The organism is Thermogemmatispora argillosa (assembly GCF_059696725.1).
Genome location: NZ_AP019377.1, coordinates 2458757 through 2483241 on the forward strand (window position 1 = coordinate 2458757; position 24485 = coordinate 2483241).

Annotated in this window: 19 protein-coding genes and 1 riboswitch; of the genes, 12 read left to right on the forward strand and 7 right to left on the reverse strand. The window is 60.9% G+C overall.

Features of this window, described 5'->3' with window-relative positions; all coding sequences use genetic code 11:
- The first annotated feature begins 27 nt into the window (after window positions 1–27).
- The 7 genes from AC6H1L_RS09625 to AC6H1L_RS09655 all read left to right on the forward strand — a co-directional run bounded on the left by AC6H1L_RS09625 (window position 28) and on the right by AC6H1L_RS09655 (window position 8502).
- Window positions 28–1713 carry a L,D-transpeptidase gene (locus tag AC6H1L_RS09625; RefSeq protein WP_497601276.1) on the forward strand — a complete coding sequence of 562 codons (1686 nt, stop codon included), beginning with the start codon at window positions 28–30 and terminating at the stop codon, window positions 1711–1713.
- A 533-nt stretch (window positions 1714–2246) separates the two neighbouring features.
- Window positions 2247–2405, forward strand: a complete 159-nt coding sequence (locus AC6H1L_RS09630; protein ID WP_497601277.1) for a hypothetical protein — start codon at window positions 2247–2249, stop codon at window positions 2403–2405.
- 68 nt (window positions 2406–2473) lie between these two features.
- Entirely contained in the window at window positions 2474–2767 is a 294-nt protein-coding gene (gene rpsT / locus AC6H1L_RS09635; RefSeq protein WP_497601278.1) for a 30S ribosomal protein S20, read from the forward strand.
- 379 nt (window positions 2768–3146) lie between these two features.
- Complete coding sequence (rplS, locus tag AC6H1L_RS09640) at window positions 3147–3614, forward strand: 50S ribosomal protein L19 (RefSeq protein ID WP_497601279.1); 468 nt, start codon at window positions 3147–3149, stop codon at window positions 3612–3614.
- A 317-nt stretch (window positions 3615–3931) separates the two neighbouring features.
- Window positions 3932–4699, forward strand: a complete 768-nt coding sequence (rnhB, locus tag AC6H1L_RS09645) for a ribonuclease HII (protein ID WP_497601280.1) — start codon at window positions 3932–3934, stop codon at window positions 4697–4699.
- Between the two features lie 204 nt (window positions 4700–4903).
- On the forward strand, window positions 4904–5659 hold the full coding sequence (gene rlmB, locus AC6H1L_RS09650) for a 23S rRNA (guanosine(2251)-2'-O)-methyltransferase RlmB (RefSeq protein ID WP_497601281.1): 756 nt from the start codon (window positions 4904–4906) through the stop codon (window positions 5657–5659).
- A gap of 239 nt (window positions 5660–5898) precedes the next feature.
- Window positions 5899–8502, forward strand: a complete 2604-nt coding sequence (locus tag AC6H1L_RS09655) for an ArnT family glycosyltransferase (protein WP_497601282.1) — start codon at window positions 5899–5901, stop codon at window positions 8500–8502.
- Between the two features lie 11 nt (window positions 8503–8513).
- Here the strand turns inward: AC6H1L_RS09655 and AC6H1L_RS09660 are convergent, their stop codons facing one another.
- Window positions 8514–9251, reverse strand: coding sequence for an SDR family oxidoreductase (locus tag AC6H1L_RS09660; protein WP_497601531.1), 738 nt, complete (start codon window positions 9249–9251; stop codon window positions 8514–8516).
- A gap of 8 nt (window positions 9252–9259) precedes the next feature.
- Window positions 9260–10621, reverse strand: a complete 1362-nt coding sequence (locus AC6H1L_RS09665; RefSeq protein WP_497601283.1) for an FAD-binding oxidoreductase — start codon at window positions 10619–10621, stop codon at window positions 9260–9262.
- Between the two features lie 386 nt (window positions 10622–11007).
- Here AC6H1L_RS09665 and AC6H1L_RS09670 point away from each other — a divergent pair, with 386 nt between their 5' ends.
- Window positions 11008–11655, forward strand: coding sequence for a thiamine diphosphokinase (locus AC6H1L_RS09670; protein ID WP_497601284.1), 648 nt, complete (start codon window positions 11008–11010; stop codon window positions 11653–11655).
- An 88-nt stretch (window positions 11656–11743) separates the two neighbouring features.
- On the opposite strand, the gene AC6H1L_RS09675 is transcribed toward AC6H1L_RS09670, so the two are convergent.
- The 4 genes from AC6H1L_RS09675 to AC6H1L_RS09690 all read right to left on the reverse strand — a co-directional run bounded on the left by AC6H1L_RS09675 (window position 11744) and on the right by AC6H1L_RS09690 (window position 17013).
- Window positions 11744–13954: a WD40 repeat domain-containing serine/threonine protein kinase gene (locus tag AC6H1L_RS09675; RefSeq protein WP_497601285.1), complete on the reverse strand. Its 2211-nt coding sequence runs from the start codon at window positions 13952–13954 to the stop codon at window positions 11744–11746.
- A gap of 360 nt (window positions 13955–14314) precedes the next feature.
- Window positions 14315–15385, reverse strand: coding sequence for an ABC transporter substrate-binding protein (locus AC6H1L_RS09680; RefSeq protein ID WP_497601286.1), 1071 nt, complete (start codon window positions 15383–15385; stop codon window positions 14315–14317).
- Between the two features lie 69 nt (window positions 15386–15454).
- Window positions 15455–16246: an ABC transporter permease gene (locus AC6H1L_RS09685; RefSeq protein WP_497601287.1), complete on the reverse strand. Its 792-nt coding sequence runs from the start codon at window positions 16244–16246 to the stop codon at window positions 15455–15457.
- The gene (locus AC6H1L_RS09690; RefSeq protein WP_497601288.1) at window positions 16243–17013 is read right to left on the reverse strand and encodes an ABC transporter ATP-binding protein; all 771 of its coding nucleotides are present in this window, start codon (window positions 17011–17013) and stop codon (window positions 16243–16245) included. The genes AC6H1L_RS09685 and AC6H1L_RS09690 overlap by 4 nt, the downstream gene beginning before the upstream one ends.
- A 142-nt stretch (window positions 17014–17155) precedes the next feature.
- A riboswitch (TPP riboswitch) is annotated at window positions 17156–17274 on the reverse strand.
- Window positions 17275–17813: 539 nt separating this feature from the next.
- Between AC6H1L_RS09690 and AC6H1L_RS09695 the strand changes: the two genes are divergently transcribed.
- Window positions 17814–19160, forward strand: a complete 1347-nt coding sequence (locus AC6H1L_RS09695) for a hemolysin family protein (RefSeq protein ID WP_497601289.1) — start codon at window positions 17814–17816, stop codon at window positions 19158–19160.
- Between the two features lie 156 nt (window positions 19161–19316).
- Here AC6H1L_RS09695 and AC6H1L_RS09700 read toward each other — a convergent pair whose 3' ends face one another.
- Window positions 19317–20294 carry an NAD(P)H-quinone oxidoreductase gene (locus AC6H1L_RS09700; RefSeq protein WP_497601532.1) on the reverse strand — a complete coding sequence of 326 codons (978 nt, stop codon included), beginning with the start codon at window positions 20292–20294 and terminating at the stop codon, window positions 19317–19319.
- A 292-nt stretch (window positions 20295–20586) separates the two neighbouring features.
- Between AC6H1L_RS09700 and AC6H1L_RS09705 the strand changes: the two genes are divergently transcribed.
- From AC6H1L_RS09705 to AC6H1L_RS09715, 3 genes are all read left to right on the forward strand, one after another.
- On the forward strand, window positions 20587–22056 hold the full coding sequence (locus tag AC6H1L_RS09705) for a UDP-N-acetylmuramoyl-tripeptide--D-alanyl-D-alanine ligase (RefSeq protein ID WP_497601290.1): 1470 nt from the start codon (window positions 20587–20589) through the stop codon (window positions 22054–22056).
- A gap of 24 nt (window positions 22057–22080) precedes the next feature.
- Window positions 22081–23253, forward strand: coding sequence for a D-alanine--D-alanine ligase (locus AC6H1L_RS09710; RefSeq protein WP_497601291.1), 1173 nt, complete (start codon window positions 22081–22083; stop codon window positions 23251–23253).
- Window positions 23254–23358: 105 nt separating this feature from the next.
- Window positions 23359–24459, forward strand: coding sequence for a dipeptide epimerase (locus tag AC6H1L_RS09715; RefSeq protein WP_497601292.1), 1101 nt, complete (start codon window positions 23359–23361; stop codon window positions 24457–24459).
- Window positions 24460–24485 lie beyond the last annotated feature (26 nt).

The window sequence follows — 24485 nt, forward strand, 5'->3', positions numbered from 1 at the left end:
CTCTAAAAAGCAGGAGGCTGCTCTAGAATGAATCGCTCAGCGAAGCAAGCGCAGCAGCGCTGCTGGCAAATTTCGCTTATAATTAGTCTCTTTATTTTTCTTTTTACATTAAGTGCATGTACAGGGAATCCAGCCCAACAACAAGCAGCGAACCAGGCCAAGAGCAGGCTAGACGCGCTCATTGCCCAGGCGCGCAGCGCGGGTGTGCCCGAGGAACTACTCAGCACCATTCAGGAGCAAGAGGCCCAGCTAGCCAGCAGCCGGGCCCCGATCAGCCCATTTAGCGATCAGCCCCTGATCCAATACTATGAGAATCTGACCCAGCGCTATCAGCAACTCTCTACCCAAGTAGAAGGCCTGACAGCCCAGATAACCGATGAACTTGACTATCAGGCCTGGCAAGATTTACAGGCGTACGCTAGCGTGCTCTCCGAGCGCCAAGCCCAAGGCTTTGCCGAAGCGCAGCCTTTCCAGAATCGCCTGACGAATCTGCAGACCTCTTTTTCCAAGGCCAAGCTGCCACGGGACTACCAGCAGATCAGCAATCAGGCCCGGCAGGACACCCAGGCCTTGCGCCTGATGGGGACTGCCGCTAACCAGCTCCAGGCGCTTGACCAGCTCATCGGACAGCTTCAGGCTTCGCACCTGGATACGACGGCTCTCCAGCAGTTGCGCCAGGCCGATCAGCAGAGCTTCCACACGGCGCAGACGCCGGCAGATTTCCAGCAGCTCATCAGCACAATCAATGCGCAGTTTACGCAGGCCGTTGTCCTGTCAACGCAGGCCATCCCCTATGTGGGGGCCGCTAAATTAAAGCAGTTCAGCGATTACATCGCTCAGGCGCAACAGTACGGTCAGGACGTGAGCACCTTCCAGCAGCGCCTTACCGCCGATCAGCACGCCCTTGACCAGGCCCAAACGATCGGCGATTACCTGCAGGTCTCCTCGCAGATCGATAATGATATTGCGGCTGTCCAGCTCACGGTTTATCGCGGCAAGGCCAACTATCTCCTTCAGCAGTTCCACGACGAAGTCAAAAGCTGGGGCGCCAGCCACAAGTACCACGGCTACGAGCTGGATTTTGAATATATGGACCAGGGGATCGGCTCGGACGCCGATTACATGGTTCAGACCGCCCAGACCATCGACGACTACCAGGCTGCGATCGATTTCATCAATCGCAGCATGACCCTGCTAAAGGCAATGGAGGCTGACTACAACGATCAGACGCCCTACAATCAAGCGCATAGCACCGATCTACAGCTGATGGCGCGCTATGGGTTCATGCAGGGTGAGGTCATGGTCGTCTCGTTAGTGGAGCAGGTGCTGCGCCTCTACAACAATGGGCAGCTTGTCCGCGCTTTCTACGTGACTACGGGTCAGTACATGCGGCCCTCGCCTCCAGGCATCTACCATATCTTCGATCGGGAGTCACCAACCATCTTTAAGTCAAGCGAGCCGAAAGGCTCAGCCTTCTGGTATCCCGACACGAAGATTAACTATGCTATGGCCTATCGCAGCGATGGCTACTTCATTCACGATAGCTGGTGGCGCGCCGACTACGGCCCCGGAACTCAGTTTCCGCATTATGACAGCGGCGGCGATGAGGAGTTTGCCGGTAACGGCAGCCACGGCTGTATCAATATGCAGGAGGACGAGGCTGGCTGGCTTTATCATCATACGACCTACGGGACACCGCTCATTATCTATTAGTAGTAGTCGTGTTGTAGTTAGAGACTAGCAGCCTTCTCTAAGCGGCTTTAGCTAGCAAGCATAAGCCCGTGTGGGCCGGGCGGAGTGGCAGGTTGCTCTCCGCCCGCCTTGCTTAGCCAGTGAGCTTGCAGGCCTGGCTGCGCTCCGCTCTGGTCCCGAGTTCGAACTTGCCCAATGGGCGTCGACCCGGCGCGGTCGGCGTCCACTGTTGTTTTGCTCGCCGCTGCTAGAGGGCACGCTCTGCCTGCCTTGGGTTCCCCCAGACAAGGCCAGGGGCACGATGGTGAGGCTGAAGCGCACAAAGCGTTTGACAACCAGCGCCAGCTATGCTACAATCCTTGAGCACTCACCCAATCCGGCGTCTAATATGCCGGTCTTATCTTGTTTGCTTGCCTGCTCGAAGTAAGTCAGCAGTCAGCCAAACGATCCGTAGACAGCGAGCAGGCACGAGAGAGTCACCTCCAGCCAGCACAGGCCAGGCGGCAAGGCCAGATTAGACAGACCGCCCTGGCTGGGAGGGATCTTCATCTCCGATGTCTCAGACAGATGGGGTGCCTGCGTTGTTGGGCTATAACGAACGACGCAGCACCTGCGCTGGACCCCACCGCCGAGGCGCGCTCCTCAAGGAGAGCAGAGAGCAAGGCTATAACGGGCGAGCTGCTAAGACGAGCAGCGAGGCCCTCGTCGTGTGAGTGAAAGGCGCCAACAAGCAGCTGTCGTGTGATTATCGCTAAGGAGCGGGGAGGTTTGATAAGTTTCTATGCCCAATACGAAGTCCGCGGAGAAACGCCTGCGCCAGGAGCGCAAGCGGCGTTTGTATAACCGCAGCGTCAAGTCGTCGGTTAAGACGGCGATTAAGAAGGCTCGCCTGGCGATCGCGAGCGGCCTTGATGCTGAGGCAGCGGTGCGCAATGCGATCAGTACGCTGGATAGAGCGGTCAAGAAAGGTGTCCTGCATCCCAACAATGCTGCGCGCCGCAAGTCACGCTTGATGAAGCTCTTCAATAGCGCTAAAGCCGCTAGCTCCGCTCAGCAGGCCTCGACTGCTAGCTAGGTGACGCGACGGGACTGAAGGCAACGAGGAGAGTTGTTCTTCCCGTCCGTGCTGTCAATACTCTACGATGATGGAGAGCAGCGTCCAGAGCCGCTTTTCTAAAGCCGGCTTATCTATCGCTGCTATGTGGTGTTGTCTCAATCCGTCTATCCAAACGCTGCCGGAGGGATCAGCGCCAGCTCAGCCTGGCCGGGCCGTCGTTATTGCGCTGCGGTTAGCCTTTTACTAAGGCGCTGCTGTACGTCAGCCAGCGGCTAACCAGCCAGGGGCTGGCCAGCAGGGGCATAGTTGAGTGATCGCCGCAGGATGGTGGTTGAGATTTCTTCCGCATTTGTCTGCCCTGGCAGCGTAACGGAGCGGAGTGGAGGTTTCTGGGAATATGGCCGAGAAACAGGAGATTCCAAAGCCCGCCGGGCGTGCCCTGCTGGAGGCAGTGGAGCGCTCGCAGATGCGAAAGGATGTTCCAGAGATTAAGTCCGGCGATACGGTTCGTCTGCTTGTGCGTGTCGGTGAAGGGAAGGATGAGCGTGTTCAGCCTTTCGAGGGCGTAGTGATCCGTCTACATGGCGGCGGCGTCAATCGAACGTTTACGGTGCGCCGCATCGCTGCACATGGGATCGGGGTTGAGCGCACCTTTCTGCTCCATTCGCCTCGCCTTGAGAAGATTGAAGTGCTGCGTCATGCGCGCGTCCGTCGTAAGCAGCTCTACTATCTCCGCGAGCGCTCTGGCAAGTCGGCCCGCCTGAAGGAGGTCCGTCCCATGCGCAAGGCCGAGATTGCTGCCCGGGAGGCTGCCGCGGCTGCGGCTCGCGAGGCTTTGGCCGAGGAGCAGGGAGGCGAAGAGTAATCCTTCTTTGCCGGCAGCCTTCCCTTGTGCTTTGTCGAGACGCTTTGTCGCTTCTCCTTTGTCCGTTCTCTCTCCATCGCTCGGTAAGCGCTAGGCTTGCGCACCTCGCTACAGACAGCGCTTTTGATGGCTCAGGCGCCGATCAGCCCTGGAGCGGAGTGAGCCGCCGTAGCGCGATGGCAAGCTGTCAGCCGGAGAGCTAGCCAGGTGATCAGAAGTGCTGTTCATCGGGTAGCCTCTGAGTCTCTCGCTGGCCTAGCGGCAGAGTTGCAAGCAAGAAGGAAGCACAGGGGCAAGTTCAAGGCAGCAGAGAGGACATGGAGCCGACCTTAGAGGAAGAGCTAGCGCTGCTCGCTCAGGGATATCGCTTTGTCGCTGGCCTTGACGAGGCTGGCCGCGGTTGCCTGGCTGGCCCCGTGGTGGCTGCTGCTGTGATTCTCCCTGTAGAGCGGCTGGCCCGCTTGACGATAGCCGCATCTGAAGCCGAGTCCGATCAGGACGCGGCTGCTTTGATGTTATGCACCAGGCTGCGCGATTCGAAACAGATGACTCCAGCGCAGCGCGAGCGGATGTATGCGGTGATTCAGCAGCAGGCGCTTGCCTTGGGCGTGGGAATCGCTCCTGTGGAGCTGATCGACGAGCGGAATATTTTGGAGGCCACGCGTTGGGCTATGCGCGAGGCTCTGGCCCAGCTATCGCTTCAGCCCGAAGCCCTGCTGCTGGATGCGCTGACGCTGCCTGGTCTGCCTTTGCCTCAGCGCGCTCTGATCAAGGGTGATGCCCGCTGCCTGTCAATCGCCGCCGCTTCCGTGATCGCAAAGGTGACGCGCGATCGCCTGATGGAGCGTCTCCACGAGGAGTTTCCCGTCTATGGTTTCGACCGCCATAAAGGCTACGGAACAGAGGCTCATCTTGCTGCCCTGCGCCGTTATGGCGTCAGTCCTCACCATCGCCGGAGCTTTGCCCCAGTGCGCGAGCTGGTCGCCGGTCTCTTCAGCACTCTGCCCGAAGCGGCAGAGGGGTCGCTGCCGCCTGCGTCTACGTCTTGGGAGTCTGTCGAGCAGGAGGACGATGCTCAATCCTAGCTAGTTAGCTAGAGGGCGGCCTTGCTTTCCCCTGTGGCTGCTACTCTCCCCCGACAGGCTGCCTTTCCCTTCGCTCCGCGTGGCGGTCGGTCAGGCTTGGCCAGCTTTGCATGCCCAACCTCTGCAGGGCAGAGCCAGGTCAGAGATGCTTTGGCGATCAGTCCAGTCCTATCTTCTTACTAGCGTTGATCTTGGGGGAGCGCTATGCCCGATTATGTCTGGGGCCGCAATCCGGTGCTGGAAACGTTGCGCTCGTCGCGCCGGGTGAAGCGCTTGTTACTGGCCGAGGGATTGCGCGAGGCGCCGGCCCTTCGGGCCATTGTTGAGGAGGCACAGCACCGCTCGATCCCGATCGAGACTTTGCCTCGCCTGCGCCTCGATCAGTTAAGCAGTGGCGCTGTGCACCAGGGCTGTATCGCGGTGGTGGAGTCGCGACGCTATGTTAGCCTCGATGAGATCCTTGCCTGCGCCGCAGAGCGCCGGGAAGATCCTCTTTTGTTGATTCTGGATTCGTTGCAGGATGTGACGAATCTGGGTTCTTTGCTGCGCACCGCTGAGGCCGCCGGCGTGCATGGGGTTGTGATTCCAGAGCACCGCGCCGCGGAGATTACTCCCGCCGTGGTCAAGACTTCCGCCGGCGCTACTGAGCATCTGTTAATTGCTCGCGAGACCAATCTGACGCGCTGCATTGAGTTTTTGAAGCAGCGGAATATTTGGGTCATCGGGCTGGATGCTGCGGCTCGCCAGCGCTATACTGAGGTTGATCTAACAGGACCACTGGCGCTCGTGGTGGGTAGTGAGGCTAAGGGCCTGCGCCGCCTGGTACGCGAGCATTGCGATCTGCTGGTGAGCATTCCTATGCGCGGGCGTGTTCAGTCGCTCAATGCGGCTGTTGCTGGAAGTATCGTTTTGTATGAAGCCCTGCGTCAGCAAGAGCAGCGCAGGCGTTCCTCACGGTGAAGAGACGGCGAGCGCCAGGTTTGGGCGGGTGACTTGGAGGTCGCCATCTGCTCTCCGTTGAGGGATGGCAGACCAGGATCAAAGGCCTGGCCTGGCATCGCGCTCAGGGCGCTCACCGAGAAGAGAACTTCAGCTATGCGATGGCTGGCGCCAGCCGCTTGTGAGGAGCCGGGAAGCTTTATGTGGCTCTGGGATGACTGCCTGTCTTGAGAGAGGACTGGACCGGGGAGCAGGTGAGTATGTTAGATAGCTACCGGCCTCCATTTTCTGGAGAGCAGGCGCGGCTGCGACGGACACGCTCAGGGTTACGTTGGCTGCGGCGCTGCTTGTTGCTCAGTGGCATGTTGCTGCTATTGCTGGGCCTCGACGCCGCCTGCTATCAGGTGGCCGCCTTGCCGGTGGAGGTGGTGAGCCAGGCTGATACGACCACGCTATTCGTTGGCAGCCAGTCGGTCCCTTTGGGCCATCTGGCTCCTTTGATCCAGCTCCGCTTTCCGGCTCAGGACCCGGTTCTCCATGAGTATCAGATCGATGGGAGTGATAGCACCAATAATTTTACGCTTGATCTCCCCTATATGCATAGCCTCTCGTCGTCATGGTACTATCGCTTTCAGAGCTGGATGCGCGATTTAGAGGGATATAGCCGCTGGCGTAATCTGCAAATCTGGAGCGGTAATCATGTAATCCAGGCTATATCTTGGCCTGCTCCCGCGACAACAGTGCGCCTGCCGGCCAGTAGCACGCTGCGTCTGCGCCTTGAGCTACAGCGCCCTGAAACCCCTCGTTCGTTGATCCTGGTGACCGCCGCCGGCGGCGTAGTGCAAATAATGCTTGATCGCAACGATCGCCGTCTCAGCGTGACCTGGCTTGCTCCTGAGCACTCTCCCCGGCCAGGCACCGCTACCCCACAATTCGACGATCGCAGCCTCTTTTTTCCACTCGACGTCGTGCCCTTCGGCGCCGAAGTCGCCGATACACTTGTGCGCTCGCTGCTTTGGGCCACAGCTCTGTTTCTGTTGCTGACGCTGGTCAGAGGAGCCGCAAGCAGTCTCCGGCTCTTCCTGCGCCAAGGCCCGAGCGCAACTTGTTGTTTCCAGATCTTTGCCGACAGCAGAGAGACTGCCCGGGCTGGCCTCGGCCAGCGCCGATGCTGGCCTCAGCTCTTCACCCGCGGCAGTAGCAACCACACTTTGCCCGCTCGACTGGCAGGCCGGTGGCAGCGTTTAACAGGAGCACTCCATCCCCTGGCCCTGTTCGCCTTGGGCGGCTCTCTAGGCTACACGCTCTGGATCGCGCGTGTTGAGTACAATGGCCAACCGCACATTTATGATGCCGCGGCCTACGTCTTCGCCGCCAAAATGTATGCCCAGGGACGGCTAGCCGTGCCCTTACCGCCAACGCCCGATCTCTTTCCTGGCCCTTTTATGGTCCAGTTCGACGGCCGCTGGTTTGCCCAGTATCCGCCGGGTACCGCCCTGACGCTGGTGCCCGGCTTCTGGCTGGGTCTGCCCTACGCCGTTGAGCCGGTGCTGGGCACGCTGGCCCTGCTGGGCATCGGCCTGATTGCCGCCCGCCTCTACGATCGCTTAACAGCAACTCTGGCCGTGCTGCTGGGGACACTCTCGCCGTTCTATAGCTATCTGGCAGCCTCTTATCTCAGCCATACTGTCACGCTTTTCTATCTCGTTTGGGGCTTCTGGGCCCTCCTGTGCTTCCTGCAGGAGCGTAAGCTGTGGGGGCTGCCGCTGGCGGCGCTCTGTTTCGGTCTGGCATACCTGACGCGCGAGCAGGTGGCCCTGCTCTACATCGCGATGCTCAGCGGCAGCATCCTTGCGGCAGCCTGGCGGCGCTGGCATCCGTGGCCAGGTTCCTGGCTCCAGATGCTGATCGCCTCGGTCATCATTTTCCAGGTCTTTCTGATACTCGACCTGCTGTTTAACATGGCCCTGACGGGGCATCCGCTGCTCACTCCACGTACACTCTTCTTTGCTGGCGATCGCTGGGGCTTTGGCCAGGGCATCGGCTTCTACGGCGCTCATACCCTGGCTGCCGGCCTGGTCAACCTCGATGAGCAGCTCACGATACTGGCGATCGATCTCTTTGGCTGGCCCTTCTATCTCACCCTGGCCCTGCTGCTAATCCCCTTCGTCAGTGGCCGGAGCCGGGCCGTAGATTGGCTGCTGCTAGCAGGGACGGCCTTGATCGCGCTGGTCTTCGTGGGCTACTTCTACCACGGTATCTATTTAGGGCCGCGCTATCTCTACGAGACGCTGCCTTTCCTGCTCATGCTGAGCGCCCGCGGCCTGATCACACTGGCCCAAGGCGAGCAGCTCGCCGCTGAAGCCATTGAGCAGGCAGCGAGACGCTGGTTAGCCAGAAGGAGAGCGCCCCAGCCTGAGCAAGCGGTGGCTCTCTTGCCCACGGTAGAGGATGCCCCAGCCGTCAGGCAGCCTCTTGCCAGAGCTAAGGCCCTGCTGCGAGCCTGTCCGCTGACGGCCTTGCTCTTCATCGGGCTACTGGCTTGCAACCTGCTGTATTACACTCCCCGTCAGATCAGCCTCTACCACAACTACAGCGGGCTGCCAGCCGGCACACGGCTTGATCTCCAGGCCATCTATCACCCGTCGGTCCATCACGCCATTGTGGTCACGAACGATCTCGCTATCTACGACTTCGTTCTCTTTCCTCTCAATGACCCTCTCTTACAGCAAGGAGATATCATTTATGCAGAAGCCAGCGAACCAGAGCAATTCGAGCGTCTGCGTCAGGCCTTTCCGGGGCGTCCGCTTTACTTTCTAGAGATCGGCCCTGACGGGCAAGTCATGTACATCCCCTTGCACTGAAAGCACACAGGCTAAAGCGACAGGCGCTGAAAGACGCGCTCAGGGATCAGACGGATCACGAGCATGACCAGACGCCAATAGCCAGGCAAATAGACCACCGGGCGGCCCTGCTGCATGGCGCGGTAGACGCCGCGGCCAACGCGGCGCGCACTAGAGAAGAGCAACCCTTTGCGCAAATGAGCGGTCATTGGAGTATCGACCAGGCCCGGCTTAATGGTTACCACAGCCACCCCGCGCTTGGCCAGGCGAGCGCGCAGACCCTGCAGGAAGATCGAGACCGCTCCCTTGGCGGCACCATAGACATAATTGCTGGGGCGTCCGCGGTCGCCCGCCACCGAGGAGATCACCGCAATGCAGCCGCGGCCGCGCTGCTCAAAATAATTGGCCGCCAGCGTCAAGAGGGCAATCACACTGAGAGCATTTGTCTGGAACTCACGCAGCGTCTCCTCAACGCTCAGTTCGCACTTGCGCTGATCGCCCAGGGTACCGTGAGCGATCAGCAGGCCATCCAGCCAGCCGAAGGCCGCCACAGCAGCATCCAGCATCTCCTGATGACGCGTCACCTCGTTGGCATCCAAGAGGAAGGTTTCGACACGCTGCGCCCCTCGCACCTTCAAATCGGCGGCGATCGTCTCCAACTTTGCCGGGTTGCGCCCGACCAAGAACAGCTCGGCTCCCTGGGCCGCCATACACTGGGCCGCCTCGTAAGCAATGGCCGAGGTCGCGCCTACAATGACAACTTTCTGCAAGGCCATAGTCAAACCTCTACCGTGGTAGACTGTTCTCGCGCAGGAACAAGGGCCATGCGTCGCCAGAAACTGGACGAGAACTTCGGATCGATATAACGCATGAACTCCTGCCAGCGTGGGAAGAAGCGCTTAAAATCCTCACCATGCATGCGCGCATCTTTGGCCGGATAAAGCGCTCCTCCGCTTTCGCGCACCAGGGCATCCAGCTCATCAAAGAGGCGCAGCGTCTTCGGTCCCTGATTGGCAAAATCGAGGGCCAGGGTCAGGCCCGGACGCGGGAAGGAGAGCAAACCAGGCGAACGTACATCACCAAACTTCTTGAGCACTGCCAGGAAAGACCCCTGACCGGAACGACTGATACGCTGCAGAATCTCTTTCATGACATCGTAGCCCTGATCATAGGGCACCACGCACTGATACTGGAAGAAGCCGCGTCGTCCATACATGCGGTTCCAGTCATGGATAGAGTCTAGAGGATAGAAGAAAGGTTCATAAGGCACAACTTTAGAGACACGCTTCTGAAGCTGAGAATGATCGTAGAGCGTATTGAAGATCTTGAGCGTTAACGTATTCAAGGTAAAGGACGGCAGATCAACGGGGACCGCCAGAGGCAGCTTGCGCGGCAGCGGCTTGCGAGCATACTCAGGCGATTCATTATGATTGCCGCGCATAAAGATGCCCCGTCCGAGCTTGCTGCCGCTGGCCAGACAATCAACCCAGGCCACCGTATACTCATAGCGCTCGTCGGATTCGGCACATAGCTCCATAAACTCTTCGAGCGAATCGTAGCGGATACGCTCCATATCGATATAAGGATTATGGATGCGCTTCAAGCGAAACTCGGCCCAGAGAATCAGCCCCGTCAGGCCGAGGCCGCCGATCGTGGCCTCAAACAGCTCACGGTTCTCAGTCGGCGAGCAAATCAGGCGTGTGCCATCCGAGCGCAGCAGCTCAAAGCGAGTGACGTGGCAGCCAAAAGTTCCTGCCTTATGATGGTTTTTCCCATGAATATCATTAGCGATCGCCCCACCTACCGATACAAACTTCGTACCGGGAGAGACAGGCAGGAACCAGCCTCGAGGCACAATCAGATCAAGAATCTCAGCCAGCGAGACGCCGGCTTCGCAGCGCAACAAGCCCTGTTCCTCGTCAAAGGCCAGAAAACGCCGCAGGTGACTGACCGCCAGCACCGTACCATTTTCATTGAGGCAGCTATCACCATAGCTGCGACCGTAGCCGTAGGCCAGCAGCGGCCCAGGCAGTGCCTGCAGATCGGGCAGTTGATCGCGCCAGTAGATCGGGACGACACGCGCTGGCTTGACCCGCGGATAGCGTCCCCAGGATTGCGGTATCGCTTGCGTGGAAAGCATCGTTTGTTTCCCCCACGTGCGAAGTGAAGACTTCCATCTGTAGAACGGATAGCCCTGCGAGAGGGCTACGTGCTGGCCAGTTAGGCAAGGCAGCATGTCTGTCAGTGGCAAGAGGCAGGCAGTTCACCGATGATTAGAGAAGGAGAAGCAGCAGCAGCAGCAGCGCAGCAGACAGCCACAAGCCTTCCAGCCAACCAGGGCCATTGTACGTCATTATCCGTCGCTTTGCACGCCTCTGCCCCTTTCTGGCCCTCGTTTGCTATGCAGACAACATGGTACAATGCACTGCTGTCAAGTCAAGATCAGCCGCCCCGCCTGGGCTACGCAAAAGCCCAGCGGGGCGGGAGGAACAGCAAACGGAGCAGAGAAAGGAGACCAAGGGCGAGATGCACGCGGTGATCTTTGCCGGCGGGACGCTGCGCCCGAGTATCCTGGTTGAGGAGGCGTTACATCAGGCCGATCTCATCCTGGCGGCGGACGGCGGCGCAGAGAGCGCGCTTCGGCTGGGCAGACAGCCAACGATTGTGCTGGGAGATCTGGACTCGCTCGCTCCGGCCCTGGTAACCCAACTGGAGGCCGCGGGCTGTCGCTTTGTGCAGGCGCCAGTCGAGAAGAACGAGACCGACAGCGAGCTGGCGCTCCAGTATGCCATCGAGCAGGGGGCAACGACTGTGACCATTCTGGGAGCCTTGGGCGGCGCCCGCTGCGATCATGCGCTGGCCAATGTGCTTCTGCTGGCAGCTTATGACCGGGCGCATGTGCGCCTGATCGACGGGCCTTCAACCTGCTGGCTCCTGCGCGGCCCCGGTTCCACCCTGATCCGAGGTCACAGTGGTGACCTGGTCTCCCTCCTCCCTCTGGCGGGCGATGCACATGGCATCTCTACCGTGGGCCTCTATTACCCCCTGCACGGGGAGACGCTGGTCTTTGGCCGCCCCCGTGGCGTTAGCAATCAATTGACCCAGCCAGAAGCCAGCGTCACCCTGGTCAGTGGTCAGTTGTTGATCATCCATACACGCAGCGATCTCCTCTGACCACGCCTGACCTGCTCGCCGGCAGCGCAGCGGCTGGCTTGATAACGGGTGGATTCAGGCGCGCGCTCGTCCTTCCTCATCCCAGACGCTAACTGTTGCTGCTGCTGCTCACGCTCCAGACGCGCACGCTGCTCCCTCCTGCGGAGGCCAGCAGTCCACCATCGAGCGACCAATCTACCGCGGCCACTTTCCCCGCCTGCTCTGTATAGGTATAGAGCGGGCTATAAGCTGTCGTGCTGGCTAACCAGATGGTAGCCTGCGCGCCGCTGCCGACAAGGAGCAGACGACTGTCAGGTGACCAGGCCAGAGACGTACAGGGAAACTCAGAAGTCACCTGGCCGCCGAGAAAGGCAGCGCCGTCCAGGCTGATCAAGATCACCTGGCCATCGGCCCCCGCGCCCGCCAGGCGCGAGCCATCGGGTGACCAGGCCAGCGCTAGCAGAGCCACAGGCTTGCCGCTCAGCACATCGACCACGCTCTGACGGGCACTCAGGCGGGCGCTGCCTATATCCCAGAGCAGAACGTTGCCCAGTTGATCGGCAGAGGCCAGCAGAGTCGCTGTGCGCGACCAGCTCACAGCATTGACTGGCGCGCGTTGCTCTTCGACGAGCAACAGGCTGCGTTCGCCAGTGCGAGCATCCCAGACCTGGACTGTGCCATCGGCTCCGCCCGAGGCAAACCAGCCCACGCCACACCCCCGGACAGCGCGCACCGCTCCGCGGTGTCCCCGATAGACCAGCAGCCGGCGCCGCTGCAACACATCCCAGACCTGCACCGTGCCATCCTCGCTGCTGGAGGCCAGCACGGGCATGCCAGGCAGCCAGGCCAGCGAGGTAATAGCAGCGCGATGATCATCATAGCGCAGCAACAGCTCACCAGATAAGGGCTCCCAGACCTGAACGCTATGGGCCAGGTCGCCGGAGGCCAGATACTGGGCGTCACTGGAGAAGGCCACAGCCCTGACTGGAGCCTGATGGCCAGCATAGCTAAAGGCCAGACGCACACTGACACGAGGGAGCAGGGTCAGGGCTGCCGGCGTGCGCGCGAAAACCGTCGGCGTTTGGAGGCTTGCCGAGGCCGGCACCAGAGGGAGATCCAGCTCATGCGCCCCCACTATACCCACGACCGTCCCCAGAACGAAGGGGCCAGCGATCAGCAGTAGACGCCGCGACAGGGTTGGCGCCGGCTGAGCCTCCGGGCGTTGGCGCTTTCCCGGCGGCGGCGCTAGAGGTTGCCGGCGCCGCTCACGCCTGCTTGTTCGCAGAGAACGCGGCAGATGCAGCCGGATCAACTCAAGCTGGCGGCGTACCTCCGCTGCGCTGGCTGGACGCTTGCGAGGAGAGATCTCTACCATGCGCGCGACCAGCTCATCCAGCTCGGCAGGGAGCGAAGGATCAAAGGAGCGGAGCCGGCCAAAGTGCAAGGGCGCTTCCGAGGGATCAACTCCCGTTATCATCTGATGGAGCGTGGCCCCCAAGCCATAGATATCGGCCTGGGGCGTGCTCTGCTCTCTGCCATACTGCTCGGGAGCGGCATAGCCGGGGGAGCCAAGGACCAGCACATCGCGGCTTTGCTCCGGCTTGAAGCGCCGTGCGATGCCGAAGTCAATCAAGCAGACACGCCCGGCAGCGCTATCAAGCATAATATTGGCGGGTTTGAGATCGTGAAAGACAATCGGGACCGGGCGCGAATGCAAGTATTCGAGCACACTGCAGAGCTGAATGGCGATCTCCAGCGCCTCATCTAGCGGAAGACGGCCACCGCGACTGCGCTGCAGCCGCGCCTCTAGCGTCTCGCCCTGGATAAATTCCATCACCAAATAGCAGCAGTCCTGCTCGGTAAAATACTCATAGACCTCTGGAATGCTGGGATGACGCAACGTCGCCAGCAGCGAGGCCTCTCTGTAGAAGGCCGCCATTGTCTCCACCGCCACACGCGGCTCCAGATGGAAAGCCACGATCTCTTTGATGGCTACCCGCCGTTCGCCTTCATGCAGATCGCTGGCTTCATAGACGGCCCCCGAGCCACCGCGCCCAAGAATGCGCAGAATGTGGTAGCGTTCCCGCAGAACGGTGCCCGGCCAGAGCGGTACCAGAGAGCGACTGTCAGCAGGCTCTTCCAGCGTTAATGGCTCAAGTTCTCTGATGCCCGGCTCGCCTTCGCTCTGACCAGGATCAGCGGTAGCAGCAGGAGCAACAGAGGAGGAGAGAGAAGCGTGACAGGAACGACAGGCCTGAGCATCGCGGTCATTGGCGGCACCACAAACCGGGCAAAAGAGATACTGATCGGAGACTCGCATCACAGTGATTCTTCGTCCAAAGGCTAGCGCCGCTCATTGAGCAGACAGGTCCAGCAAGGCACGTTATCCATCTATTAGATGAAACGAAGAGAGTGCGCTAAGGTATCTGCTTTCTCCCTCCCTGCCTGCTTCCTTCACCGGGCTCATCAGAAGTAGCAGTACCATGAGCGGCCCAGAGCAGCCCCGCTCATAGCCAAGCGACCAGCGGGCAGCCTCTCTACGAGCGGTCTCCCGCTGGTCACCACATTGCTGGGTTACGCTATCTCCTAATGGCCAGGCGCGACTTACCTACTACTTGGCCCTTCCCGCTCTGTCCCCTGACCGCGGTGCCCAGTTGCTCAGTGCCCGCGATCACCGCCATCAATGGGGCAGGAAAGCATTGGTATAGAGCGAGTCGAAGTTAAGGGTATGCACCACCTGACCGGCGTTATTCTTAATCTGGCCCGTATTCAAGATAAACTGGGGATAGCCATGCCAGGGGGCCGCATCCTGCCAGCCCCATTGACGGCCCGGATCAGCGTAGCGCGGACTCAAAAACTCCTGACTGGCGTAGACCAGGCCGGGATCGGGAAAGGTCCCTTTGGGAGCCGTATTGAGCAGCATCTGCGCCGCCTCGCGCGGATGCTGACGCGCATATTCATAGCCGCGCGCTGTGGCTGCCATAAAGCGCCGCAAGACATCTGGCTCCTCCTTGATCTGACGCGGCCCCGTAATGATGGTCGGCGTATAGTAGTCGGGAATGCCATAGCTGGTCACGGGAAAAACGTTAAGCTGTACCCCCTGGCGCTGGGCTTGAATCACTTCCCAGCCCTCAAAGACCCAAACAAAATCGACGCGCCCGCTCTCCAGAGCCTGCATACTATCGACATCGAGGGTTACGCTACGAAAGACGCCCTTGCCCCCGTCATGCCTGATAATAGCGCTGACTACCGCCGTCTCGTAGGGCGCCCCAAACGCCGCGTAGACCTTGCCGTCGAGGTCGCGCGGACGTCGCAAGCCTGATTTGGCCAGCGTTACCAGGGCCGAGGTATTGTGCTGAATAATGGCCGCAATCGAGATCACCGGCTGACCAAGAGCCGCATCGGTGACCACGCCCTCGGTAGAACTAATGCCCACATCAGCTTTGCCCGTGCTGACCAGCACATCAGGCGAGACATTCGACGAGAACGGCAGGATCTCCAGTTTGATCCCCTCCTGGGCATACCAACCCTGGGCCAAGGCCACATAAATGCCCGTATGATTGGTGTTGGGCGTCCAGTCCAGCGCCAGCTTGACTGTCGTCAGGGGGCGGACCGTGCCAGTGCCGCCGCCGGTGGGGCCTGCGCTCCCGGAGTTGCTGAGATGCTGCTGCCAGAGGAAGGCCCCGACGACCACTATCACGACCAGCAGCGGAATCACAATGCTCAAAGTCAAACGTGCTCTGTTGCTCATGGGCGACTTGTCCTCATACGTTCATGCATTTCAAAAACAACAAATAGCTCAAAGCAGAAAGGCCGTGCTTCAGAAGCGCGTGCGCGCCTGTGTAAAATACCAGGGCAGGGCCAGACGCTCGCAGAGGGCCACCAGGCCAAAGAGCAGAATGGTCAAGACGACAGTAATCAGGACGGCCGCCAGCACATTGGCCATGGCAAAGGAGTTAGCCGAAGTCTCCATATAGAGGCCCAGGCCTTTTTCGGCTCCGACATACTCGCCGACGATGGCCCCTGTGATGCTGTAGGTCACGGCGATGCGCAGGCCTGAGAAGAAGGCCGGCAAGGCCCCAGGCAGGCGGACCAACCAGAGGATCTGCCAACGTGAGGCGCGCATGCTCCGCAGGAGCTTGATCAGCTCAGGCTCGACGCTGAGCAGCCCATCAGCGCAGGCTACAGCGATCGGGAAGAAGCAATAGAGAATCACGAGCAGGACCTTTGGCAAGAGGCCGTAGCCGAACCAGACCAATAGTAAGGGCGCCAGCGCCACCATCGGGATGGTCTGCGAGGTAAGCAACAGAGGATAAAGCGCGCGCCGAACCCAGGTGGAGAGATCCAGCAGGATAGCGATGAGCAAACCCAGGACCACCGAGATGGCCAGGCCGATGAGCGTCTCGACCAGCGTCTGTAAGGTATGCACGTAGAGCAGATCCCAATTCGCTACCAGCGCCTGCAGCATGGCTGTTGGCGCTGGCAGAATGAAAGGACTGACACGGGCGAGGCGTACGTAGCTCTCCCAGAGGACGAGGAGTAGAGTGGCGAGAATGATGGCCGGCCCATAGCTGGCCAATTTGCGCAGCGTACCCAGGGCACCACCGTTCATGCTGTTTGCTCCTTTAGCAGCAAGCTGATCAATTCTTGTTCGAGGCCAGCGGCTTCAGGCGTGGCTAGCTGCTCTGGACGCCGCGGTCGCGGCAGCCCTACGCTGACCACGCGCAGCACCCGTGCCGGGCGAGCGCTAAAGACATAGATGCGGTCAGAGAGCAGAATAGCCTCGCGTACGTCGTGGGTGATAAAGAGAATGCTGGCCTTAAGGCTCTGCCATAGCTCCTGCAGCCACATCTGCAAGGAGAGGCGCGTCAGGGCGTCGAGCGCCCCGAACGGCTCATCGAGCAGGAGGAACGAGGGATGAAAGAGGACGGTGCGCAGCAAGGCCACCCGCTGGCTCATGCCGCCGGAGAGCGAGGCCGGATAGTGTCCGGCAAAGTCGCTGAGGCCAAAGCGCTTGAGGAGCTCACGCGCCTGTTCCTGGGCTCTCTTGCGCGGAACACGACGAATATCCAGGCCCAGCATAACGTTTTCTTCGACCGTGCGCCAGGGCAAGAGCAACGGCTGCTGAGGCATGTAGCCCGTCTTGCCGGCTCGCCTGCCATTGACCTCGCCGTCGAGGATGACCGTGCCGCCGGTCGGCTCCTCAACGCCGGCAATGATATTGAACAGGGTACTTTTGCCGCAGCCGCTGGGGCCAATGATGGTGACAAACTCGCCCTCGTTTACAGTGAGATCAATGCCCGCCAGCGCCGCCACGCTCTGTTTGCCGCTCCGGTAGCTATGGGTGACCCCCTCTAGCTGCAGTTTGGGAGAATGCATGGCTGTCGCTCCAATGCCGCTAATAGCCAGGCTATGTAGCTTTTTTTCTTGCTCCAGTGGCAGAATGGGGCGCTGAAGGGGATCAGGGAAGGAACCTAAAGCAGAGGAGTGGAAGATTGCAGCCTAGAATAGAGCAGAGCGTGGAATGCGCTCGCCGCTTCCCTCCGCTGGTATTACCCAGATCAGGTTCTCAGGGTCGGCAGGCCATCTATTTGCCGATGGCCGCCCTCTCAGCCTGAAACGGCTCCCCTAGCAGCGCAGTAAATACTCTACGTTGCTTGCCAGTGTCCCGCAGGGGCTGCCTTGTCTCCCGGGATCGAGTCGCCCCGACCGTTCGCTTGCTAGCCCCGCATCGCTATTATAGCTCATAAGCGCGAGCGCTGTCAGGTTGAAGACCGAGGGCTTCATCAGCAAGCCAGAGTATGGCATGGGAGGAGAGCCGCCCAGGTGGCCCCGGCTGGTACTGGCAGAAGTGAAGGAAGGCCAGCCCTTGCCAGGCGCTCCCCTTCCTTTACCAATCAGTGCCTGCCCACCTCTCACTCTGCGTCCAGCAGACGTGTTAGAATAGAGACTACCCCTGCTAAATAGAGGCCGGCCAGGCAGACCTGACCTGGCAGCCTTCAGTTAAGCCACCCACTCAGCCAGTGTCAGGCGCCGGCAGGCACGAGCAAGCGGCATATTCTGCAAAACAGCGCCAGATCTGGCAGAGCCTGGGGTCTGAAGTCCTGATGGCCCTGCTTCAGGCCTGTCAGCGCAGAGGGCAAAGCAGGATCAACGAGAGAAGAGAGGAGAGCGGAGGTATGTCCGGTAGACTCGGCTTTGAACTGCTAGTGATTTTTTTGCTGATGGTCGCTAACGGCTTCTTCGCGGCCTCAGAGATTGCCACAGTATCAGCGCGCCGTGGCAGACTGCAGCAGCAAGCGGAGGCCGGGAAGAAACGGGCCCAGCAGGCTTTGGAGCTGGCCGAGGAACCGGACCGCTTTCTTGCGACCGTCCAGGTAGGCATTACCCTTATCAGCACCCTGGCGGCAGCTTTTAGCGGCGCTAGCCTGAGCGTTCCTCTGGCCAACTGGCTGCGCACCCTGCCTGTGGTCGGAGCCTATGCCGATAGCCTGGCACTGGCGATTGACGTCCTGCTGATTACTTACTTCACGCTGGTGATCGGCGAGCTGGCCCCCAAGCGCCTGGCTCTGCAGCACGCCGAAAGTGTCGCCTGCGCCGCCGCCCCTGTGATGACCCTGCTCTCACGGATCGCTCGCCCGGTGGTCGGCCTGCTGACGCTCTCCACGAACCTGCTGCTACGCCTGCTCGGCCAGCGCGTCGAAGCTCAGCCAGAGGTCACAGAGGAAGACATCGTTTATCTGACGCACGAGGGTTTCACCAGTGGAGCAGTGGAGCGTGAGGAGGAGGAGTTTATCCGCCGCGCTCTCCATTTTGCCGATCGCACGGTGCGCGAGGTGATGCGCCCACGCAGTGAGATTGTGGCCATTGAGGCCAGCGCCTCCCTGCAAGAGGTGGCGCGCGTCTTCCGCGAGAGCGGCTACAGCCGCCTACCGGTCTACCGTGGCACGATCGATAATATCCTTGGCATTCTGCACGCCAAGGACCTGCTCTACATGCTCACCGGCAGCAGCAGCCGCGATTATCTGCGCCTGCTACGGACGCCGATCTTTGCGCTGGAACAGCATCACCTGGATGATCTCCTGCGCCGCTTTAAGCGCGAGCGGGCCCAGATCGCCATCGTGATCGACGAATATAGCCAGGTGAGTGGCCTGGTCACTATGGAAGATCTGCTAGAGGAGCTGGTGGGCGAGATTCAGGATGAATACGATGTTGATGAGGAGCGCAGCATCGTGCAGCGGGAAGACGGCTCATGGCTGGTGGACGGCCTGGAGAGCTACGAGACCGTACGCGAGCAGATCGGGCTGCCCCCCATTCCCGAGGAGGAGCGCGGCCAGTACAGCAGCATCGCTGGCCTGGTACAGGCCCATCTCGATCGCATTCCCCAGGAAGGGGACCGTTTGACCCTGGGGAATTTCGAGCTGGAGGTAGTCGATATGGATGGTCGGCGCGTCGATAAGGTCCTGATTCGCCAGCGGGACGCAGGCACACAGGCGAGCGAAGATGAGCGGCAGACCTCAGTTTAGCTGCCCTCTCTTAGCCGAAGCCCACCCCAGGCGGCCCCGGCACCCTGGCCCGCTCAGCCGCGAGGTAGGCAACAAGGCTAGCCAGGAGAAGCAAAGAGGGACAGGCGGCCAGCGTGGTCAGCGGCCAGCCAGTCTGCCTGTCCCTGCCCTTCTGAGCTAAGAGAGAGAGAGGACCAGCTTGCCGAAATTGCGGTTCTCGCCCATATGACGATGAGCCTCGGCGATCTCCTCCAGCGGATAGACACGCTCGATGACCGGCTTGATCTTGCCGCTGGCCAGCAGAGGCACGACCGAGGTCGCGAAGCGCCGCGTGACGGCCAGTTTTTCCTCCAGACTGCGCGCACGCAGGGTCGAGCCGCGAATCTGCAGACGCTTGGCCATCAGCAGCCCGAGATTGATTTCAGCCTGAGCGCCCCCCATCGTGGCCAGAATAACCATGCGTCCCCAGGGAGCGAGAGCCTCCATATTCTGAGCCAGGTAGGCTGAGCCAACGAAATCCAGCACCACATGTACCCCCTGGCCACCGGTGAGGCGCTGGACCTCGGCGGCGAAGTCCTGAGCGGCAAGAGCGTAATCTAATCCCAGCTCGCGCGCCTGCTCCAATTTGGCCGGCGTTCGGGAGGTGCCGAAAGTAGTGGCGCCGGCGGCATGCGCGAGCTGAATGGCCGCCGTACCTACGCCGCTACCTGCCGCGTGGATCAGCACACGCTCCCCCATCTGCAGGCCGGCCTGCGTAAAGAGGGCATCGTGGGCGGTCATAAAGACCTCGGGGATGGCCGCCGCCTGGATAAAATCGAGATTGTCAGGTATCTCGACAAGCAAGCCTTCGTGGATTACAAGGTACTCGGCCTGGGCTCCTCCGCCGGCCAGGCCCATCACACGCTGACCAGGCCGCCAACGGCGCACCAGCGGCCCGACGGCGTCGACAGTTCCGGCAAACTCCAGTCCTGGGATGTCCGCAGGCACATCCGGCGGCGCCGGGTAGCCGCCCGCGCGCTGCAGCAAATCGGCCCGATTCAGACCGGCGGCGTGCACGCGTACTCGTACCTGTTCTCCCTGCGGCTCGGGGATCGGTACCTCACGAACGGCGAGGACCTCCGGCCCACCGGGACGGGTGATGATAACTGCTCGCATCGGCAAATCCCTCCATTCCATCTGGCAGATTGCTTGCTTCTCGACTGAAGACAGACTGGCTCGCTTGTGGCGCCGTCTGCCCCTGTCTCTGCTTTCTTACTTAACCTTATCACATCTCCCGGCAGCGCAGGCCTGCCGGCAGCCCCGTCACACGTCTCCCACATCAGACCTCGCTACCGTGAAATCTCCTCAGCCACAGCAGCTATGGTATAATGGCCCAAGAATAGCTAGCCAGGTCAACAGATCTAGGTAGTAGGCAGCAGGTACAGGTAGAGGAGAGAACGCAGCACCAATGTTTACCCTCAGCGATATTCGCCAGGCGTGCGGAGACAGCGCGCGCTTCTACGGCCTGGACGAGCAGGAAACGGAGCGCATCTTTCCAGCGGCCCATCATGATAGCCGCCAGCTTCAGCCCGGCGACCTCTTCATCGCCCTCAAGGGCCAACATGTCGACGGCCACCGCTTTATCGCCGAGGCCGCGCGCAAGGGTGCTGGCGGCGTGCTATGTAGCCAGCCCGCGGAGGAGGTGCCTCCCTCCTTTCTACAAATCGTTGTTCCCGACGTCCTGCAGGCCTTGCACGCCATCGCGCGTCAGCGCGCCCAGCGCCAACAAGGCACGATCTTCATAGGCATCACTGGCAGTAACGGCAAGACAAGCACAAAAGAAGCCATCGCAGCAGTTTTAAGCCGGCAAGCTCCGACCCTCAAAACCTTCGCATCGTACAACAACGAAATCGGCTATCCTTTGACGTTGCTGCGACTGGAACCGCAGCACCGTTATGCTGTCCTGGAGATGGGGGCCCAGTGGGTTGGAGAGCTGGCCTGGCTCTGTCGCACCATTGCCCGGCCCCACTGGTCGGTGATCACCAACGTTGGCAGCGCCCACCTCGAATTTTTCAAATCGGTTGAGGGCATCGTCCAGGCCAAAGGCGAGCTAGTCGAGGCCCTGCCGCCTGACGGCATCGCCTTTCTCAACTACGATGATCCCCGTGTACGCGGCATGGCAGCCCGCACGCAGGCACGTGTCGTCTACTATGGCACGGCCGAGCAAGCTGAGGTCAGAGCTATTCCCGACGGCGGCGACCCCCTGCGGGGGCGGCGCTTCCTCCTCAGCTACCGGGGCGAACAGTGCCCGGTGCAGCTCCACATTCCAGGTGACCACGGCATCTACATCGCCATCGCCGCAGCGGCAGTCGGCTGCGCCGCCGGCCTGCCCCTCAGCGAGATTCGCGTCGCGCTGGAGTCGCTGGCACCGGTGAAGGGGCGCGGCGAGATCAAGGCTGGCCCCAATGGGAGCACGCTGATTGACGACAGCTATAACGCTAGCGCCGAGTCGATCATCGCCATTGCGCGGGCCATGCAGGCCACACCTGTCGCCCAGGGAGGACGGCGCTGGGCGGTGCTTGGCGATATCTTTGAGCTAGGCCCCTACGCTGAGCGAGAACATCGCCGCGCCGGTGAGGCCATTGGCTCCCTGATTGACTACCTGGTCGCCATCGGCGATCAGGCTCGCTACTATGTCGAGGGCGCCCTTGCCGCCGGTCTGCCGCCCGAGCGCACTCACTATTTCCCCGCTGATCCACACGATCGCGCCGCCCTGGAAGAAGCCAAGCGCGCGGCGGCCGCCCTGCTTGCAGCACAGGTGCAACCTGCCGACCTGGTGCTGCTCAAAGGCTCGCGCGGCATGGCAATGGAAACACTGCTCAGCATGTGGCCGGGCGCGCCGGAAGCCCCAACCGGCCAGTCAGCCGGCTCAGAGTAAGCAGGAAGAAGGAGAGAGCAGAGCATGCGGCATTCGCAACAAGAGACAGGCAAGCTGCGCGTCGGTGTCATCTTCGGCGGGCGTTCAGGGGAGCACGAAGTCTCGATCGCCTCCGCCACCTCCATCATTGAGCACCTCGACCGCGACAAATACGAGATCGTGCCCATTGCCATTACCCAGGAAGGGCGCTGGCTCCTTGGAGTCGAACCCCAGCGCCTGCTTGCTGCAGAAACAGAACCGGAGAGCGGCGCGCTTCGCAGCGAGAGCCTGGGCCTGGCCGTCACATTACCTGGAGATCCCACCGTAGGGCATCTGGTGCCACTGAGTCGGCCAGAGAGCGCCGGCACCGGGCCAGCCGCTGCAGCAGCAGAGGCGAGCCGGCTCGACGTCATTTTTCCAGTGCTCCACGGCCCCTACGGCGAAGACGGCACACTACAAGGACTGCTAGAGATGGCCAACGTGCCCTACGTAGGCTGTGGCGTCCTCGGCTCCGCTCTGGGCATGGACAAAGAGAAGATGAAAATGATCTTCCAGGCGATCGGCCTTCCCATCGCCGACTACCTGGTCTATCGCCGTCACGCCTGGGAGCGTGATCCTGCCGCCGTCATAGCCGCCATCGAGGCCAAGCTTGGCTATCCCTGCTTTGTCAAGCCGGCCAACCTTGGTTCCAGCGTTGGCATCAGCAAAGCCCACAACCGTGAAGAGCTGGAGCAGGCCATTGCCCTGGCGGCCGCATACGATCGCAAAATCATCGTTGAGCGCGGCATTGACTGCCGCGAACTAGAGTGTGCTGTCCTTGGCAACGACGAGCCGCTCGCCTCGGTCGTCGGCGAAATCATCCCGAGCAACGAATTCTACGACTACCGCGCCAAATACATCGACAACCGCTCCCAGATCGTGATTCCCGCCGATCTGCCGCAGACAGTGGCCGACCAGATACGTCGTTACGCCATCCAGGCCTTTCTTGCCCTTGACCTGAGCGGTCTGGCCCGCGTCGACTTTTTCCTTGACAAGCGCAGCGAGCAGATCTACATCAACGAAGTCAACACGATGCCAGGCTTCACCACCATCAGCATGTACCCCAAGCTCTGGCAAGCCAGCGGTTTACCCTACGAAGAGCTACTGGACCGCCTGATCGAGCTAGCGCTAGAGCGCCATGCTGATCGCCAGCGCAACCGCACGCAGCTACAGCTCTAGAGCCGGGTGCCGCCGTCTAGCTGGCATCCTCGGCTCCCCGCGCTCCGGCGCGGCGGTCGGGTCCGCCGATCAGCCCAGCAAAGAACCAGGAGACAGAGAAACACTATGGCCCACATCAATCACACGCGCACCACACGCACAACCATCGCAGCCATCAACGTTGAACCGCTCAATATCCCCTTGCTGGAGCCATTCACCATTGCCACCGGCAGTACTAGCGAGGCGCGCAACGTGCTCATCACCGTCACCCTGGAAGATGGCAGTATCGGCTATGGCGAGGCTGCGCCCTTCCTGCCCAGTCTGGGCGAAGACCAGGATACAGCCCTGGCCGCCGCCCGCAGCTGTGCTGCTCTGCTGCAAGGCAAAGACGCCGCCCAATGGCGTAGCCTTGCCCGACTGCTGCGCAGCCTCTATTTCAGTCAATCCTCTGTCTGCGCCGGCTTCGAAATGGCCCTGCTTGACGCCCTGACGCGCTCGTACGGCTTGCCTCTCTACGCCTTCTTCGGAGGTGTCAGCAGCGCCGTTGAGACTGACATCAGCATTCCCCTAGTCGAACCCGAGCACGCCTACGAGCTGGCGCGGGCCGCCGTCGACCGCGGCATTCGCACTATCAAGATCAAAGTGGGCAGCGATGTCCGCGCAGACGTGGCCCGCGTCGAAGCCGTACGCGAAGCCGCGCCGAACGTCGGTCTGACCCTGGACGCCAACCAGGGCTACACTCCCGCCGAAGCCTTGCTTTGCCTGGAAGCCCTTGATGAGCGTGACATTCGCCCACTGCTGCTAGAGCAGCCTGTCCCCAAGGATGATTACGAGGGCCTGCGCTACGTCACCCAACACAGCCGCGTACCGGTCGCCGCCGATGAGAGCGCCTACAGCGCCGCCAACGTCGCTCATCTCATCGCAATGGGCGCGGTGAACGTCGTCAACATCAAGCTGATGAAAAGCGGCATTGTCGAAGCTCTTGACATCGCCGCGGTCTGTCGCGCGACCCATACGCAGCTCATGATTGGGGCCATGATGGAATCGCGGCTGGCCATCAGCGCCGCCGCCCACTTGGTTGCCGGCCTGGGCGGCTTCCGCTTTATTGATCTCGACACGCCCATGCTGCTGGCCGCTGACCCTTTCACGGGCGGCTACGAGCAGCGCGGCGGCATCTATGATCTCTCGGGCGTCGAAAGCGGCCTGGGCATCAGCCGACGCCAGTGAGCAAGCGCACAACCGCTACTAGCGCG